Here is a 15,712-nt window from a genome sequence, read left to right on the forward strand (position 1 = left end):
CCATGTGCCGAGTGGTCGACCTGCAGCAGGCGGTGCTCGCCAAGAACGAGGAGGCGGCGCAGGTCCTGCGCGCCGAACTCACCGCCCGCGGAACGACCGTCGTCAACCTGCTCTCCAGCCCGGGCAGCGGGAAGACGGCACTTCTGGAACAGGAGCTGCTGCTCGCCCGGCAGCGGGGAGTGGCCGTCGCCGCGCTGACCGCGGACCTGGCCACCGAGAACGACGCCGTACGGCTGGCGCGTTCGGGCGTCCCGGTCAAGCAGGTGCTCACCGACGGGCTCTGCCACCTGGAGGCCCGAATGCTCGGCCGCCACCTGGACGGCTGGCTGCCGGCCGACACCCGGCTGCTGTTCGTGGAGAACGTCGGCAACCTCGTCTGCCCGGCCTCGTACGACCTGGGGGAGTCCCTGCGCGTCGTGCTGGCCTCGGTGACGGAGGGCGAGGACAAACCGCTCAAGTACCCGACGGCGTTCGGACTGGCCCACCTGGTGGTGGTGACGAAGACGGACATCGCGCGGGCCGTGGAGTTCGACGAGGACGCCTTCCGCGCGCACGTCCAGCAGGTCAACCCCGGGGTGGAGGTGGTGCTGACCTCGGCCCGTGCGGGCGAGGGCGCGGGAGCACTGCTGGACCGGGCTCTGGCGGTCGGCGCCGGCGGTGCGGTGCACGCACCCGTGATGGCCCAGGAGCCCCAGGCGCACCACCACCACCACTACGAGGAGGGGCAGGCAGGTCACGTGCATCCGCATCCGCACCCTCACACGCACCCACACGCGCACCCGGACCCCGCCGTGGCGCAGGCCCGCTGATGGAGGCCGTCCAACGGCGCCGCGTGCTCGTCCGCGGGGTGGTGCAGGGCGTGGGCTTCCGCCCGTACGTGTACACCCGCGCGACCGGACTCGGCCTCGCCGGGCACGTCACCAACACCCCCGAGGGCGTCGTCGCCGAGGTCGAAGGCGCGCCCGCGGCCGTGTCCGCCTTCTGCGAGCGCCTCGCGGCGGACGCCCCGCCGCTGGCCGTCGTGGACGCCGTCGACCACTGCGAGGTCCCCGTCGCGGGCGGCGCCGGCTTCACCATCGTCGCCTCCCGCTCCGGCGGACCCGCGCGCACGCTCGTCTCCCCGGACGTGGCCACCTGTGCCGACTGCCTCGCCGAGCTCGCGGACCCGGCCGACCGGCGCCACCGGCACCCCTTCATCACCTGCACCCACTGCGGGCCCCGCTTCACCATCGTCACCGGGTTGCCGTACGACCGGGCCCACACCACCATGGCCCGGTTCCCGATGTGCCCCGACTGCGCCCGGGAGTACGCCGACCCGGCCGACCGGCGCTTCCACGCCCAGCCGGTGGCCTGCCCGGCCTGCGGGCCCCGGCTGCGGCTCCTCGCCGGGACGCCGCCGCGCGAGGTGGCAGGCGGGGCGGCGGGCGCCGACCCGGTGGCGGAGGCCCGCCGGCTGCTGGCCGAGGGGGCGATCCTCGCGGTCAAGGGCCTCGGCGGCTACCACCTGGCCTGCGACGCCACCCGGCCGGCGGCCGTGACCGAGCTGCGCCGCCGCAAGGCCCGGGGGGACAAGCCGTTCGCCCTGATGGTCCGCGCCCTCACCGACATCGAACCCCTCGTGCACCTCGACCCGGCCGAGCGGGCCCTGCTCACCGGTCCGGCCCGGCCCATCGTGCTGCTGCGCCGCCGCCCGGAGCCGGCGGCCCCGACGCCCACGGCGCTCGGCAGGGCCCTCGACGAGGTCGCCCCGCGCTGCCCCGACCTCGGCGTGATGCTCCCGTACACGCCCGTGCACCACCTGCTCCTCGGACTCCCCGGAGACCCGCCCGGCCCCCGCCTGCTCGTGATGACCAGCGGCAACCTGTCGGGCGAACCCATCGTCACCGACGACGCCGAGGCCCTGGAGCGCCTCGGCCGGCTCGCCGACGCCTGGCTCACCCACGACCGCCCCATCCACGTGCCGTGCGACGACTCCGTGGTGCGCGTCTGCGACGGCGAACCGCTGACCGTCCGCCGCTCGCGGGGCCACGCCCCGCTGCCCCTGACGCTGCCGCTGCCCGTACCGGCGACGCTCGCCGCCGGGGGAGACCTCAAGAACGCCTTCTGCCTCGGCGAGGGCCGCAAGGCCTGGCTGTCCGCGCACATCGGCGACATGGACGACCTGGCCACGCAGGAGGTCTTCGAACGCGCCGAGCGGCAGCTGGAGTCGATCACCGGAGTGACCCCGGGCCTGCTCGCCGCGGACAAGCACCCCGGCTACCGCTCCGCGCACTGGGCCGGGCGGCGGGCGGGCGCCCGTCCGCTGGTCCGCGTCCAGCACCACCACGCGCACATCGCCTCGGCGATGGCCGAACACGGACTGGACGGAACCCGCCGGGTGATCGGGATCGCCTTCGACGGCACCGGATACGGCGACGACGGCGCGGTGTGGGGCGGTGAGACCCTGCTCGCCGACTACACCGGGTACACCCGCTTCGCACACCTCGCGTACGTCCCCCTCCCGGGCGGCGACGCCGCGGTGCGCCGCCCGTACCGCATGGCCCTGGCGCACCTGTGGGCGGCGGGCATCGACTGGACCGCGGACCTGCCACCGGTGGCTGCCTGCCCGCCCGATGAACTACGGGTACTGCAGCGCCAGTTGGAGCGGAACCTGAACTGCGCGCCCACCTCCAGCATGGGACGCCTCTTCGACGCCGTCTCCTCCCTCGCCGGGGTCTGCCACCACGCCGGATACGAGGCCCAGGCCGCCGTCGAACTGGAGGCGGCCGCCCTCGCGGGGCCCTCCGGGGTCCCGGACCCGGCGGCGTACCGGTTCGCCCTGCGCCACCCGGAGCCCGCGACCGGGGCCCCGGTCACCGCCGACCCGGCCCCCCTGCTGGCCGCCGTGGTGGCCGACCTGAGCGCGGGCGCCGCGCCGCCGCTGATCGCCGCCCGGTTCCACGCCGCGGTCGCCGCGCTCGTCGGCGCGCTCTGCGTCTCGGCGCGCGAACGGCACGGCCTCGACACCGTGGCGCTGACCGGCGGAGTCCTCGCCAACACCCTGCTCTCGTCGGCCTGTTCCCGGTTGCTCCGGGAGCACGGTTTCACCGTACTGCGCCACCACCGGGTCCCCCCGAACGACGGGGGACTGGCACTCGGCCAGCTCATGGTGGCGGCTGCGGCCCCTGCCACGGAACACCCACAGCAAGGAGACGCCCATGTGCCTGGCGGTACCCGGCAGAGTGATTGACATCGGGGAGCAGGACGGCACCCGCATGGCCACCGTCGACTTCGGCGGTGTGGTCAAGGAAGTGTGCCTGGAATACCTGCCGGACCTCCAGGTCGGCGAGTACGCCATCGTCCACGTCGGGTTCGCCCTGCAGCGCCTGGACGAGGAGTCGGCCAAGCAGACCCTCGAACTGTTCGCCCAGCTCGGCATGCTCCAAGAGGAGTTCGGCGATCCCTGGGAGCTCGCCGCCGAGGCCGGCGGCGCCCCCTGGCCCTTCACCGACGATCCGGAAGACGTCCCGCAGGAGGTGGCGCAGCAGTGAAGTACATCGAGGAGTTCCAGGACCCGGCCCTCGCCCGCCGGCTGCTCGACGACATCCACGCCACCGTGACCCGGCCCTGGGCGCTGATGGAGGTCTGCGGGGGCCAGACCCACACCATCATCAGACATGGCATCGACCAACTGCTCCCCGACCAGGTGGAGTTGATCCACGGACCGGGCTGCCCGGTGTGCGTGACCCCGCTGGAGGTCATCGACAAGGCCCTGGAGATCGCCTCCCGCCCCGGGGTCGTCTTCTGCTCCTTCGGCGACATGCTCCGCGTCCCGGGGACCGGCCGCGACCTCTTCCAGGTGCGCAGCGAGGGCGGCGACGTGCGCGTCGTCTACTCCCCGCTCGACGCCCTGCGGATCGCCCGGCAGAACCCCGACCGCGAGGTCGTGTTCTTCGGCATCGGCTTCGAAACCACGGCGCCGCCCAACGCCATGACGGTCTATCAGGCGAAGCGGCTCGGCATCCCGAACTTCAGCCTGCTCGTCTCCCACGTCCGGGTGCCCCCGGCGATCGAGGCGATCATGACCTCCCCGAGCTGCCGGGTCCAGGCCTTCCTCGCCGCCGGGCACGTGTGCAGCGTGATGGGCACGGCCGAGTACCCCGAACTGGCCGCGCGCCACCGCGTTCCGATCGTGGTGACCGGCTTCGAGCCGCTCGACATCCTGGAAGGCGTACGCCGGGCCGTACACCAGCTGGAGCGGGGCGAGCACACCGTCGACAACGCCTACGCGCGCGCCGTCCGGTCCGAGGGGAACCCGGCCGCCCTCGCGATGCTGGAGGACGTCTTCGAGGTCACCGACCGTGCCTGGCGCGGGATCGGGGTCATCCCGCGGAGCGGCTGGCGGCTGTCGGACCGCTACCGGGAATTCGACGCCGAGCACCGCTTCTCCGTGTCGGGCATCACCACGCGCGAGCCGGCCGAGTGCCGCAGCGGCGAGGTGCTCCAGGGCCTGCTCAAACCGCACGAGTGCGAGGCCTTCGGCACCACCTGCACCCCGCGCACCCCGCTCGGCGCCACGATGGTCTCCAGCGAGGGCGCGTGCGCCGCGTACTACCTCTACCGGCGCCTGGACATCCCGACCGCCAAGACCGCACCGCTGGAGGCGAGCCCCGTTGTCTGAGACCGTACTGGACTCCGGGTCCGCACCGGACCTCGCCGGCTGGACCTGTCCCGCCCCGCTGCGCGACCGGCCCCGCGTGGTGATGGGCCACGGAGGCGGCGGCGCGCTCTCCGCCGAACTCGTCGAGCACGTCTTCGCCCCCGCCTTCGGCGGCGAGGTGCTCGCCCAGCTCGGCGACTCGGCCGCGGTCACCCTCGGCGGGGCGCGGCTGGCCTTCTCCACCGACTCGTACGTGGTGCGGCCGCTGTTCTTCCCCGGCGGCAGCATCGGGGACCTCGCCGTCAACGGCACGGTCAACGACCTGGCCATGAGCGGAGCCCGGGCCGCCTACCTGTCCTGCGGATTCATCCTGGAGGAGGGCGTCGAGATCTCTGTGGTGGCCAGGGTCGCCGAAGCGCTCGGCGCGGCCGCCCGCGCCGCCGGCGTGGAGGTGGCGACCGGTGACACCAAGGTCGTGGAAGCCGGCCACGGCGACGGCATCTACCTCAACACCGCGGGCATCGGGCTGATCCCCGACGGGGTGGACCTGCGCCCGCAGCGCGTCGTACCCGGCGATGTCGTCATCGTCAGCGGCGAGATCGGGCTGCACGGCGTGGCGATCATGAGCGTCCGCGAGGGCCTCGGCTTCGGTGTGGAGATCGAGAGCGACTGCGCGCCGCTCGGCGGGCTCGTGCAGGCGATGCTCGCGGTTACCCCCGACCTGCACGTACTGCGCGATCCCACCCGCGGGGGGCTGGCGGCCGCCCTGAACGAGATCGCGGCCGTCTCCGGGGCCGGGGTCGTGATCCACGAGGGCCGGGTGCCGGTCCCGGACGCCGTGGCCAACGCCTGCGCGATCCTCGGCCTCGACCCCTTCTACGTGGCCAACGAGGGCAAGCTGGTGGCGTTCGTACCCCGCGAACACGCCGAAGCCGTACTCGACGCGATGCGCGCCCATCCGCTGGGCCGGCGCGCCGCGGTGATCGGCGAGGCGGTCGAGGCCCACCCGGGCCTGGTCGTGGCCCGCACCGGCCTCGGCGGTACGCGCGTGGTCGACCTGCCGATCGGGGAGCAGCTGCCCAGGATCTGCTGACGCCGCGGCGCTACAGCTCCTCCATCCGGATGGCGGACTCCAGGTCCTCGTGGGCGTCGCCCTGCTTGCCCTCCTGCTGCTCCAGGAGGGCCGCGGCGATGGCGTCGAGCTTGCGCTGGATGGCGTGCTCGGCGCGCCGCTCGGAGTTCTTCAGCAAGGCCAGCAGCAGCAAGGACACCGCGCCGATCGAATCGCCGACGAGGTGCTGCCACTCGTTGGACAGGTGCAGGAGGTGCACGACCACGAAGCCCGCCACCAGGGCCACGCACAGCACGGAGAAGGCGGCGGAGCTCGTGAAATTGGAGGCGAGCTCGGCGAGCTTCGCGAAGCGGCCGGACTGCCCCCGGTCCCCGCTGTCCGCCGGGTGTCGGAAGGCCATGACGGGCGCCTACCCGTGGCGGGCCGCCCCACACACACCCTGGGTGCGACCTCGGCCGGATGCCGTGACCTGCGGCTACGCGGGTTCCTTGCGGCCGCTCGCCGGGTTCGATGTCCGCAGAACCGTTCCGAAGGCGGTCATGCAGGGGTCGCAGTATCGTTCGGTTGCCGCTGCGGCCCCGGGCTCGGCCGTGGGCACATACGGTGCGAGGCTGCCTCCGCAGAGGGTGCCGGCCGTCGTGTCCTTGGCCACGACGTGCCAGATGAGTTCGCATCGGTCGCCGGTGGACTCGGCGCGCATCTCGTACATGGGCGGGCCTTTCTGCGAGTGAGCGGGCTGGGACCGGCCCCGAGTCCATGAGAGGGCCGTCCGTCCCAAAGGGCTAGTCGGGGTAGGCCATCAGGGGGAAAAGTGGCTGCGGGGGGTTTGACGCTTCGCCCCGTGTCCGCGGCGCCCGCACGCACACACACCCCGGGGCGGTCGCTGCGGGCGACCGCTCCGGGGTGTCGGTGTGTGAGGCCGCGTGGTCAGCTCTTGGACCTCTTCAGGCGGTCCGCTGCCTTCTCGGCCGATTCCTGCGCCTTGCCGGTCAGACGCTCAGCGGCCCCTTCGGCCTCCATGCGCTTGTCGTCCATCGCGTCTCCGGCGGTTTCCTTGATCTTTCCCTTGATCTGCTTCGCCTTCGCCTTGGACTTGCTCATGAGTCCTCCTCCGGACTGTCACGCGCGACCCCCGATGAACGGCGGCTGCCCAGGACGCCGAGGACTATGCGTGCGGGAGCGGTGCGCGGACGGCGCGGGCGAGGAAGTGCTGCTCGGCGTCCTCGTAGGCGGCCAGCTGCCAGCCCGTGGTGTGCAGCATCGGTCGGAGGTTCGGTTCGGCGAGCGGGTCGTCGGGGCTGAGGGGGCGGCCGTGGCGGGCGGCCCGCTCGGCACGGCCCGACGGGTGGAAGAGGAGGAGGGTGGCGTCGGCTGAGCCGACGCGCGCCCATTCGCGCAAGGCCGTGTGCGGGTGGGGAAGGTGGTCGAGGAGGCCTGCGGCGAAGATGCCGTGGACGGATGCCGGGGGGAGGGGGAGGCGGGTGCAGTCGGCGAGGAGCAGCTGCCCGCAGTCGGTGCGGCCGATGCGGGCGGCCGCGGTGAGCATGGCGTGGGTGACGTCGATGCCGAGGACGGTGCCCTGGCTGCCGACCTGTGCCCGCAGGGCGGGCATGGCCCGCCCGGTGCCGCAGCCCAGGTCCATCGCGGTCTGGCCGTGCTGCAGTTCCATGCGGGCGACCGCGGCCTCGTAGGCCGGGGTCTGGTAGGCGAAGCGGTCCTCCCACGCGCCGGCCCGCTGGGTGAAGAAGGTACGGGTGGCGGTGTGTTCGGCACGGGCGGCCACCAGTGCGGCGAAGCGGGCCAGGACGCGTTCCTGCCACGGATCCGGGGCGGCGGGCGCGGTGTGTGCCCGCTCGTCGGCGGTTGTGGCCCCGGGTTCGGCTTCGAGGGGGAACCGCAGGCCCCAGGCGCTGGCGCCGATGCGGAACGCCTGTACGGGGTGGCGATCGTCGGAGGCCAGGACCACGGCCCGCGCGGGCAGTTGCAGGGAGTCGCCGTCCGGGTGCAGCACCTGCGGCCGTTCCGGCGCGGTGGCGAAGAGCGGATCGGAGCCCGCTGCCGGGGTGAGCCCCAGCGGCCCCCAGTTGTTCCCCGTACGCGACGGGGAGCGGGCGGCGCCGCCGGCCGCCACGGCCAGCAGGTGTGCGCCCTGGCACAGCCCGAGTACGGGTACCTCCGCGGCCAGTGCGCCGCGCAGCAGGGTGAGTTCGGCGCGGTGGGCGGTGGGGTCCGCGGCGGAGCGGGCCGGCTGCGGGCCGCCCGTCACTACCAGTGCGTCGACGCCGGCGAGGTCGTCGGGCAGGTCGCCCGTCCACGCCCGGTAGGCGCGCAGGTCGAGCCCGGCGGCCTGCACGGCGGCGCCGAGGGCGTGGGGGCGTGCCCCCGGTGTGTGCTGGAGGATGACGACTGCCACCGGGCCACTCCTTACCGGGCGAGTTCTGCATGCGACGGAGCCCCTGCTCGCCGAACACCGCGATCGGCGCGCAGGGGCTTCCTTCACCACGCCCGCCGGGACGGCGAGAGCCGTCAAGCAGTCCCGGGGCGGGTGGCCGCGGTCGGTGAACCGACCTGAACACAGTGAATCATTCAAGAGGGCAAGGCGCCAGACTGAGCCGCATATGCGATCTTAAAAATCGCCTCGACCTTGCAGTCGCCGACTCCGGCGAAGTTGCGCGGCCACTGCCGCGCGCCGGGGTTCAGGACGTCGTCGTACCCGTAGCGCTGATGGCCACCAGACCCTTCGCACCCATGCCGTACACCCGCCCGCCGCCCGCCCAGAAGGGGATCTGGCTGTACGTCACGGTCCCGTTCAGCTCGTACGACCAACGGGCCTTGCCGTCTTGGGCGTTCAAGGCCCACATCCGGCCGCCCGAAGCCAGGTAGACGGTGTCGTCGGCGCTCTGGAGGCCGAGCCCGCCGATGGTCAGCCCCTCGATCGAGCCCGCCCAGCGCACGTCGCCGGTGGCCGCGTCGAAGGCGGAGACGCTGATGGCGAGTCCGGTGCCGCGGCCGGCGGCGTAGACGGTCTTGCCGTCGGGGCTCGCCACCACCGCCTTGAAGGGGAACTTGGGGGAGTGCCAGGCGACTTGGCCGTTGGCCGGGTCGATGGCGTACACGGCGTCGGTGACGTGGAGGAAGAAGCCGCCGGCCGAGGAGTGCGGGCCGTCGTTCCAGGGGCCGCGGGAGCCCTGCGCGATGGCGTCGAGCATGCTTCCTCCGGCACCGGGCGCGGGCTGCTCCCAGGCGCTCTTGCCCTGGCCGCCGACCTGGATGCCCGCGATCTTGGCGGCGCTGCCGTCGGTGTTGGCGCTCACCCACATCAGGTGGGCGCCGGTGGACGGCAGGAACAGCGTGCCCTGGCTGTACTGGGTGTCCGGGTCCGTGATGTTCACCGCCCAGGTGACCTTCCGCTGGGCCGGGTCCACGGCCCAGACGAAGGGCCCGCCGCGGGACTGGAACTTGTCCTTCGGATCGCTCGCGGAGGGGTTGATGGTGACCGTGCTCGTCATGCCGGTGATGTAGATCCGCCCGCCCAGCACGCCGAGCACCGACACGTTGACCGCCGTCCGCTGCGGCAGGGGCAGGGTCCACGCGTCGGCGCCGGTGTCGACGCGGATGGCCCGCAGGGTGCGGTCGGTCGAGGTCGAGGCCGAGCCGCTGGGTACGACGGTGTAGGCGACGCCGCCGCTGACGGCGACGACCTGGCCCACGAGGCTTCCGTACAACGGGTCGGCCGGTTTGGGCAGCGGGCCCCAGACCGGTAGGCCGGTCCGGCCGATGGCCCAGACGTTCTTGGAGCTCAGCGCGAGCACCGTCTCGCCCTCGCCCGTGATCTGTACGAGGGGTTCGGAGACCGGCGCCGTCCAGAGCGGGGTCGCGGTGACGTCGGTGCCGAGCGGGCGCTGCGGGTCGGTGAGGGCGTGCGCGGATGACTTGGCGTCGGTGGGCTTGCCCGATCCGCCCCGCGCCAGCCACAGCCCGAGCCCCGTACCGCCGCCCGCCAGCGCCACCGTGCCGCCGGCGACCCCGAGCAGCAGGCGGCGACGGCTGGGACCGCTCGGCGGGCTCGTCGGGACGGGCTGGTCCGCGGGCTGGGCTCCGGTGTGCGGCGCGTACGCGGGCGGGGGAGTCGGCGGGACGGGCACGGCCGGAGCGAACGCCGCCGGCGGGGGAGCGGACGCGGTCACCGCGGGGGCCATCACCGCCGCGGCCTCCTCGATCGCGGTGATCAGGGCGGGAGGCAGCCAGGCCCCCGCGACGCGCGGGGCGGCCATCCGCTCGACGTACTCGACGACCTGCCGCGGGGTGGGCCGGTCGGCGGGCTCCTTCGCCAGGCACGCGGAGACCAGGAGCCGCAAGGAGTCCGGGACCGCCGAGAGGTCCGGCTCCTCCCGTACCACCCGCTTGAGGACGTCCACGGGCCGCCCGCCGTCGAACACCCCCGAGCCGCGCGCGGCGAAGGCGAGGGTCGCCCCCAGCGAGAACACGTCGCTCGCCGGGCCGACCGGGGCGGCCGTGGCCTGCTCCGGGGACATGTACGCCGGAGTCCCGAGGATCATCCCCGTGGCGGTCAGGGCCGTGCCGTCGGTGGCCCGCGCGATCCCGAAGTCGATGACGTGCGGGCCGTCCAGGGCCAGCAGGACGTTGCCCGGCTTGAGGTCCCGGTGGGTCAGGCCCGCCGCGTGGATGGACTCCAGGGCCTCGGCGATCCCGGCGGCGAGCGCGCCCAGCGCCGACTCCGGCAGCGGGCCGCCGATCGCCACCGCCCGCCCCAGGGAGACGCCCGGTACGAATGCCGTCGCCATCCACGGCACCGGGCCGTCGGGGTCCGCGTCGACGACCGGGGCGGTGAAGGCCCCGGAGACGGCCCGCGCGGCCGTCACCTCGGCGCGGAACCGGGCCCGGAAACCCGCGTCGGCGGCCAGCTCGGGCCGTACGAGTTTGACGGCGACCGTCCGGCCGCCGGCCGAACGCCCGAGGAACACCGCGCCCATGCCCCCGGAACCCAGGCGGCCGAGCAGCGCGTACGGGCCGATCCGGGTCGGGTCGGAGGGCTCCAGCCCTTCCAGTGACTCCTGCGGCTGGGACGACTGCATCCTCAGGCTCCGTTCGCGTGCAGGGCGGCGACCGTCGTCGTGCTCGGGTTCGACAGGGCGAGCCGGCCGTCGCCGGCGCTCCAGGCGAGGTTCACGGGGTTGGTCCCCTTCCAGCCGGTGAACTTCCAGCGGAACTTGCCGTTCGAGGCGTCGAAGGCCCACAGCACGCAGTCCGCCCCCATCCGGTACACGTTTCCGTCGGCGTACAGCAGCCGGGCGCCCAGCTGGGCCGAGCCCTTGGCGTCGGCCGGGACCGGCGTCTTCCACTTGGTCTTGCCGGTCGCGGAGTCCAGAGCGGCCAGCGAGAAGCCGCCGTCCTTGTCCCGCCACAGCGCGTACAGGACGCTGCCCTGTTCGTCGGTGGCGATGCCGTCGCCCCGGGCGGACGCGCCGACGGCACCCGCGGCCTGCCACGCCTGCCGGCCCGTCGCGGGTTCCAGGGCGGACATCGTGCCCTCGCCGTCGACGAGGACGAAGTACCGCCCCGCGGCGGCGACCGTGAAGGGCTTGAACCCCTTCGACCAGGCGACGGCGCCCTTCGCGTCGAGCGCGATCAGCTTGTCCGTACCGGCGTACAGGGCGCCGCCGCCGGTGTGCGGCAGGGCCCAGAAGACGGGCAGCGTCTCCGCGGTGTGGTACCAGGCGGTGCCGCGGGAGGCGAGGTCGAGCGCCCACACGCCGAATCCCCCGGACGCGGTTCCTTCCTGGTAGGTGAGGGAGATCAGGTGGGCGCGGCCGTCGCGGATGCCGCAGAAGCCGGACACCCCCATGCCGCCCGCCTCGTTCAGCGTGGCCTTCCAGGGGTCCTTGCCGTCGGCCATGCCCATGCCGAGGACGGCGGTCCGGGGAGGGGCCTTCGGGTCGGACATCTGCACGCCGGTGGTCCCGCCCACGTGGAGGCGGCCGCCGTCCACGGCGGCGACGTTCCTCGGATTGGGTCCCGTGACCGAGAAGGCGAGGCCGTGGTCGTCGCTGTTCACCGTCCACTTGGTGTGGCCCTGGTCGTCGACCCCCCAGACCTGGCGCAGGGACACGCACGCGACGATCCCGTTCGCGGAGAGCACCTGGGTGCTGCCGGCGGGCTGGCGCACCTGCCAGGCCAGCTTGGCCTCCGGGACGTCGTTCCCCGAGGGGCGCGGCGTGCCGCCGGCTCCCTTGGAGGTGTCCCGGTTCAGCGCCCACACCGTCCCGCCGCCCACGACGGCGAGGGTCCCGCCGGCCAGGCCGAGGAGCAGCTTGCGGCGGGTCGGGCCGCGGCCCGGCCGAGCCTGGTCCGGCGCCGTCGCGGAGCCGCCGGGGAGGACCTGCGTCGGGCCGGTGAGCGGCAGGGTCGGCGCGGGGGGTGCGAGGGCGGCGGTGGGCGCGTTCGAGGGGTCCGGTCCGGGCAACGCCGTGAGCACCGCCCGCAGGGCGAGGACGTCCGCCGCCACCGGCTCGGGGAGCCAGCCGGCCGAGGGGCGGGGGCGCTCGCCCTGCTCGACGTACGCGATCACCTCGCGCGGGGCGGGCCGTTCACCCGGGTCCTTGGCCAGGCACCGCTCGATCAGGTGCCGCAGGCTCGCGGGGAGGGCGCTCAGGTCCGGTTCGGTGTGCACCACCCGGAACAGGACGGCGGCCCCCGCGCCGTCCCCGAAGGGGCTCGCGCCGCTCGCGGCGAAGGCGACCGTGGAGCCGAGGGAGAACAGGTCGCTCGCCGCGGTGAGATGCTGCCCCAGCGCCTGCTCCGGCGACATGTAGGGCGCCGAGCCGATCACCGACCCGGTGGAGGTGAGCGCCGTCCCGTCGGTGGCGCGGGCGATGCCGAAGTCGATGACGTGCGGCCCGTCCAGGGCCAGGAGGACGTTCGCGGGCTTCAGGTCCCGGTGGATCACCTCGGCTCCGTGCACCGAGACCAGGGCCTCCGCGAGGCCCGCCGTCAGCATCCGCAACGCGTCCTCGGGCAGCGGGCCGTGGGCGGCGACCGCCGAGTGCAGCGAGAGGCCGGCGACGAACGAGGTCGCCATCCACGGAACTTCGGCGTCCGTGTCGGCGTCCACCACGGGGGCCGTGAACGCCCCCGACACCCGCCGCGCCGCCGCGACCTCCCGCCGGAACCGGTCCCGGAAGGCCGTGTCCCGCGCCAGGTCGGGCCTTACGACCTTCACCGCCACCGTCCGGCCGCCGGCCGACCGGCCGAGGTACACCTCCCCCATGCCGCCCGCGCCCAGCCGTCCGGCCAGGGCGTACGGCCCGATCCGTAACGGATCGGCGGCACCCAGTCGTTCCATGTGTCCCATCCCCTCCCGTGGGCCCCACAGGCTAGTTGCCGACGACCCCCTGGGTAGATCGTTCCCCGGTACCGGGGTGAAATGGGCGCCAATGTGTGCCCCGAGCAGGCGGCGGGACGATGCCCGCACGCGCTGACAGCCCACTCGCACTGCTCGGGGAGCGGGCTGTCAGACGCGCGCTACGGGATCAGACGGTCACGGGTGCGGACCGGGACCGCGTCGCGGGTGGTGCGAGGCGGCCGCTGCGGTGCAGTCCGTACAGTGCGCCGCCGCACACGAGGCCGAGCGCGGACAGCGCCGCCCACGGCAGCGCGGACATCCCGGCGTCGCGCGCCGCGTCCAGCGCCACGCCCGTGAGCAGGTTGCCGACGGTGATGCCGACCCCGCAGACGGTGTTGTACAGCCCGTAGTGGGTGGCCACGAGCCGGTCGCCGGCCAGCCGGACGATCGTGTCCATCTCGAAGGGGTACGCGATCATCGTGCCGAGCGCCAGCAACAGGGCGGACAGCGCGGGCGGTACGGAGGCCAGCAGCCACAGCCCCACCCCGCCGCCCGGCACCGGCACGGCCGAGGCCAGGAGCAGGGGCACGAACGCCACCCCCATGGTCAGCAGCCCCCACACCAGGGCCCGGCCCGGCTCCGTCCGGGCCTTGAACCAGGCGGTCACCCTCGTCTGGAAGAGGACCGTGCTCAGCCCGGAGACGGCGAACAGCACCGCCACCGCGGCCGTGCCGAACCGGCCTTCCCCGCCCAGCCGCCGGACCTCCAGCGGGAGGGCGAGGTAGACCTGGAAGGACATGACGTACGAGCCGATCATGGCCACGGAGAAGAGCAGGAACGGGCGGTTGGCGAGGATCCCGCGCCACTGGGCGAGGACGCCCTCCGAGCTCTTCCCGTCCGCCGCCCGGCGCGCGGGCAGGGCGCGGATCTGTACGAGGCTCAGCACGGCGAAGATCCCCGACGCCACCAGGCAGGTCACGCTGAAGTCGACGCCGGTGAGCACCATCCCCACCAGCGGGCCGAGCAGGATGCCGGCCTGGTAGAAGACGTTGAACAGGGCGAACGCCTCCACCCTGCGCTCTCCCGCGTCGGCGGCGAGGTAGGCGCGGGATGCGGGGTTGAACAGGGCCCCGGCCAGCCCCGTCGCGGCGGAGGCCGCGAGCAGGGCGGGTACGGACTCCACGAGCCCCAGGACCGCGAAGCCGACGGTCCGCAGCACGAGTCCCGCGATGATCATCGGCTTGTAGCCGAGCCGGTCGGCCAGGGTGCCGCCGATCAGGAACATGCCCTGCTGGCTGAAGTTGCGGACGCCCAGGATCAGCCCGACCAGCCAGCCGGCGAGTCCGAGCGGGCCCGCCAGGTGGGTGGCCAGGTAGGGCATGAGCATGTAGAAGCCGAGGTTGATGGTGAACTGGTTCACCATCAGCAGCCGGACGCTGGGCTCGTGGCTGCGGAACTGCGCGAGGGTCCCCTTCACAGTGCCTGCTCCTCGGACTTCTCGGACCCCTCGGCGCTGAGGGTGAGCGGGTCGACCACCGTCGTGCAGCGCGTCCAGCGGGTGACCTCCTTCTCGTTCAGGCGGCCGATGAGGTCCGGTTCGGGCGCCGGCGGGGCGTCGAGCAGCCCGTGGGCGGCGCAGTAGTCGTCGTCGTAGACGGTGCCGAGGTAGCGCTGAGGGCCGTCCGGGAAGACCGCCGCGATACGGGTGTCCTCGGGCAGCGTGCGAGCAGTCCAGCCCGCGACCAGCGCGACCGCGCCGACGCTCCATCCGCCGGTCGCGTAGTGGGAGCCGGCCAGCCGGCGGCAGGTCCAGACGGCTTCCGCCGGGGAGACCCAGTGCACCTCGTCGAAGTTCTCGTAGGCGACGTTGCGGGGGTAGATGCTGGATCCGAGCCCGCGCATCAGCCGGGGCCGGGCGGGCTGCCCGAAGATCGTCGAGCCGATGGTGTCCACGCCGACCAGCTTCAGGTCGGGATAGAGCCGGCGGAGCGCGCGGGAGATGCCCGCGGAGTGGCCGCCGGTGCCCACGCTGCACACCAGGACGTCGATGTGCTCGAGCGCGGCGGCGAGTTCGAGGGCCAGCGGGGTGTAGGCCGTGGTGTTGTCGGGATTGTTGTACTGGTCGGGGCACCAGGAGTCCGGGTGCTGCGCCAGCAGTTGGGTGACCCGGTCGCGGCGGGCCTGCTGCCAGCCGCCGGTCGGGTGCGGCTCGGAAACGACGTTGACCTGGGCTCCGTAGGCGGTGAGCAGCCGGGTCATGGAGGTCTCCAGGCCGGGGTCGGTCACGAGGGTGACCGGGTGGCCGTACACCATGCCGGCGAGGGCGAGGCCGAGCCCGAGGGTCCCGCTGGTGGACTCGATGATGCGCCCGCCCGCCTTGAGGTCGCCGCGGGCGCGGGCGCGTTCGACCATGTGCAGGCCGGGGCGGTCCTTGATGCCGCCGGGGTTGAAGCCCTCCAGCTTGGCCCAGAAGCCGCGGCCGGCCGGGGTGAGGGGCTCGGAGATCCGCAGCAGCGGGGTGTTGCCGACGAGCCCGGACAGGGCTGAGCGCGCGGCGGAAGACGTGTCGGTGATCGAGGAATGCATGACTGCGCTTTCGTTCGGTGATACGCATCGGGTACTCGTTCGGGAGCCGTGG

13 protein-coding genes are annotated in these 15,712 nt (G+C 73.7%); 5 read left to right on the top strand and 8 right to left on the bottom strand.

Going from position 1 to position 15,712, the window contains the following annotated elements; genetic code table 11:
• Positions 1–2: 2 nt before the first annotated feature.
• The 5 genes from hypB to hypE are packed head-to-tail and all read left to right on the top strand — an operon-like array spanning position 3 to position 5,732.
• On the top strand, positions 3–809 hold the full coding sequence (hypB, locus tag ACFWBN_RS10730) for a hydrogenase nickel incorporation protein HypB (protein ID WP_385173805.1): 807 nt from the start codon (positions 3–5) through the stop codon (positions 807–809).
• Positions 809–3,229, top strand: a complete 2,421-nt coding sequence (hypF, locus tag ACFWBN_RS10735) for a carbamoyltransferase HypF (protein ID WP_385173808.1) — start codon at positions 809–811, stop codon at positions 3,227–3,229. The genes hypB and hypF overlap by 1 nt, the downstream gene beginning before the upstream one ends.
• A complete protein-coding gene (locus ACFWBN_RS10740) occupies positions 3,198–3,530 on the top strand; it encodes a HypC/HybG/HupF family hydrogenase formation chaperone (RefSeq protein WP_385173810.1) in 333 nt (110 codons plus the stop codon). Before hypF ends, ACFWBN_RS10740 begins: the two co-directional genes overlap by 32 nt.
• Positions 3,527–4,660 carry a hydrogenase formation protein HypD gene (gene hypD / locus ACFWBN_RS10745; RefSeq protein WP_385173813.1) on the top strand — a complete coding sequence of 378 codons (1,134 nt, stop codon included), beginning with the start codon at positions 3,527–3,529 and terminating at the stop codon, positions 4,658–4,660. Before ACFWBN_RS10740 ends, hypD begins: the two co-directional genes overlap by 4 nt.
• The gene (gene hypE, locus ACFWBN_RS10750) at positions 4,653–5,732 is read left to right on the top strand and encodes a hydrogenase expression/formation protein HypE (RefSeq protein WP_385173816.1); all 1,080 of its coding nucleotides are present in this window, start codon (positions 4,653–4,655) and stop codon (positions 5,730–5,732) included. The genes hypD and hypE overlap by 8 nt, the downstream gene beginning before the upstream one ends.
• A 10-nt stretch (positions 5,733–5,742) precedes the next feature.
• On the opposite strand, the gene ACFWBN_RS10755 is transcribed toward hypE, so the two are convergent.
• The 8 genes from ACFWBN_RS10755 to ACFWBN_RS10790 form a co-directional block, all read right to left on the bottom strand.
• Positions 5,743–6,111 carry a low affinity iron permease family protein gene (locus ACFWBN_RS10755; RefSeq protein WP_385173819.1) on the bottom strand — a complete coding sequence of 123 codons (369 nt, stop codon included), beginning with the start codon at positions 6,109–6,111 and terminating at the stop codon, positions 5,743–5,745.
• A 75-nt stretch (positions 6,112–6,186) separates the two neighbouring features.
• The gene (locus ACFWBN_RS10760; RefSeq protein WP_385173821.1) at positions 6,187–6,420 is read right to left on the bottom strand and encodes a hypothetical protein; all 234 of its coding nucleotides are present in this window, start codon (positions 6,418–6,420) and stop codon (positions 6,187–6,189) included.
• Positions 6,421–6,638: 218 nt separating this feature from the next.
• Complete coding sequence (locus ACFWBN_RS10765; protein ID WP_385173824.1) at positions 6,639–6,812, bottom strand: CsbD family protein; 174 nt, start codon at positions 6,810–6,812, stop codon at positions 6,639–6,641.
• A gap of 64 nt (positions 6,813–6,876) precedes the next feature.
• Complete coding sequence (locus ACFWBN_RS10770; protein WP_385173827.1) at positions 6,877–8,124, bottom strand: methyltransferase domain-containing protein; 1,248 nt, start codon at positions 8,122–8,124, stop codon at positions 6,877–6,879.
• Between the two features lie 283 nt (positions 8,125–8,407).
• On the bottom strand, positions 8,408–10,807 hold the full coding sequence (locus ACFWBN_RS10775) for a protein kinase (protein ID WP_385173829.1): 2,400 nt from the start codon (positions 10,805–10,807) through the stop codon (positions 8,408–8,410).
• Positions 10,808–10,809: 2 nt separating this feature from the next.
• Complete coding sequence (locus tag ACFWBN_RS10780; RefSeq protein WP_385173832.1) at positions 10,810–13,074, bottom strand: PQQ-binding-like beta-propeller repeat protein; 2,265 nt, start codon at positions 13,072–13,074, stop codon at positions 10,810–10,812.
• A 187-nt stretch (positions 13,075–13,261) separates the two neighbouring features.
• Positions 13,262–14,551 carry an MDR family MFS transporter gene (locus ACFWBN_RS10785; RefSeq protein ID WP_385173834.1) on the bottom strand — a complete coding sequence of 430 codons (1,290 nt, stop codon included), beginning with the start codon at positions 14,549–14,551 and terminating at the stop codon, positions 13,262–13,264.
• A complete protein-coding gene (locus ACFWBN_RS10790) occupies positions 14,548–15,660 on the bottom strand; it encodes a PLP-dependent cysteine synthase family protein (RefSeq protein ID WP_385173837.1) in 1,113 nt (370 codons plus the stop codon). The genes ACFWBN_RS10785 and ACFWBN_RS10790 overlap by 4 nt, the downstream gene beginning before the upstream one ends.
• Positions 15,661–15,712 lie beyond the last annotated feature (52 nt).

The organism is Streptomyces sp. NPDC059989 (genome assembly GCF_042736975.1).
Lineage (GTDB): Bacteria > Actinomycetota > Actinomycetes > Streptomycetales > Streptomycetaceae > Streptomyces.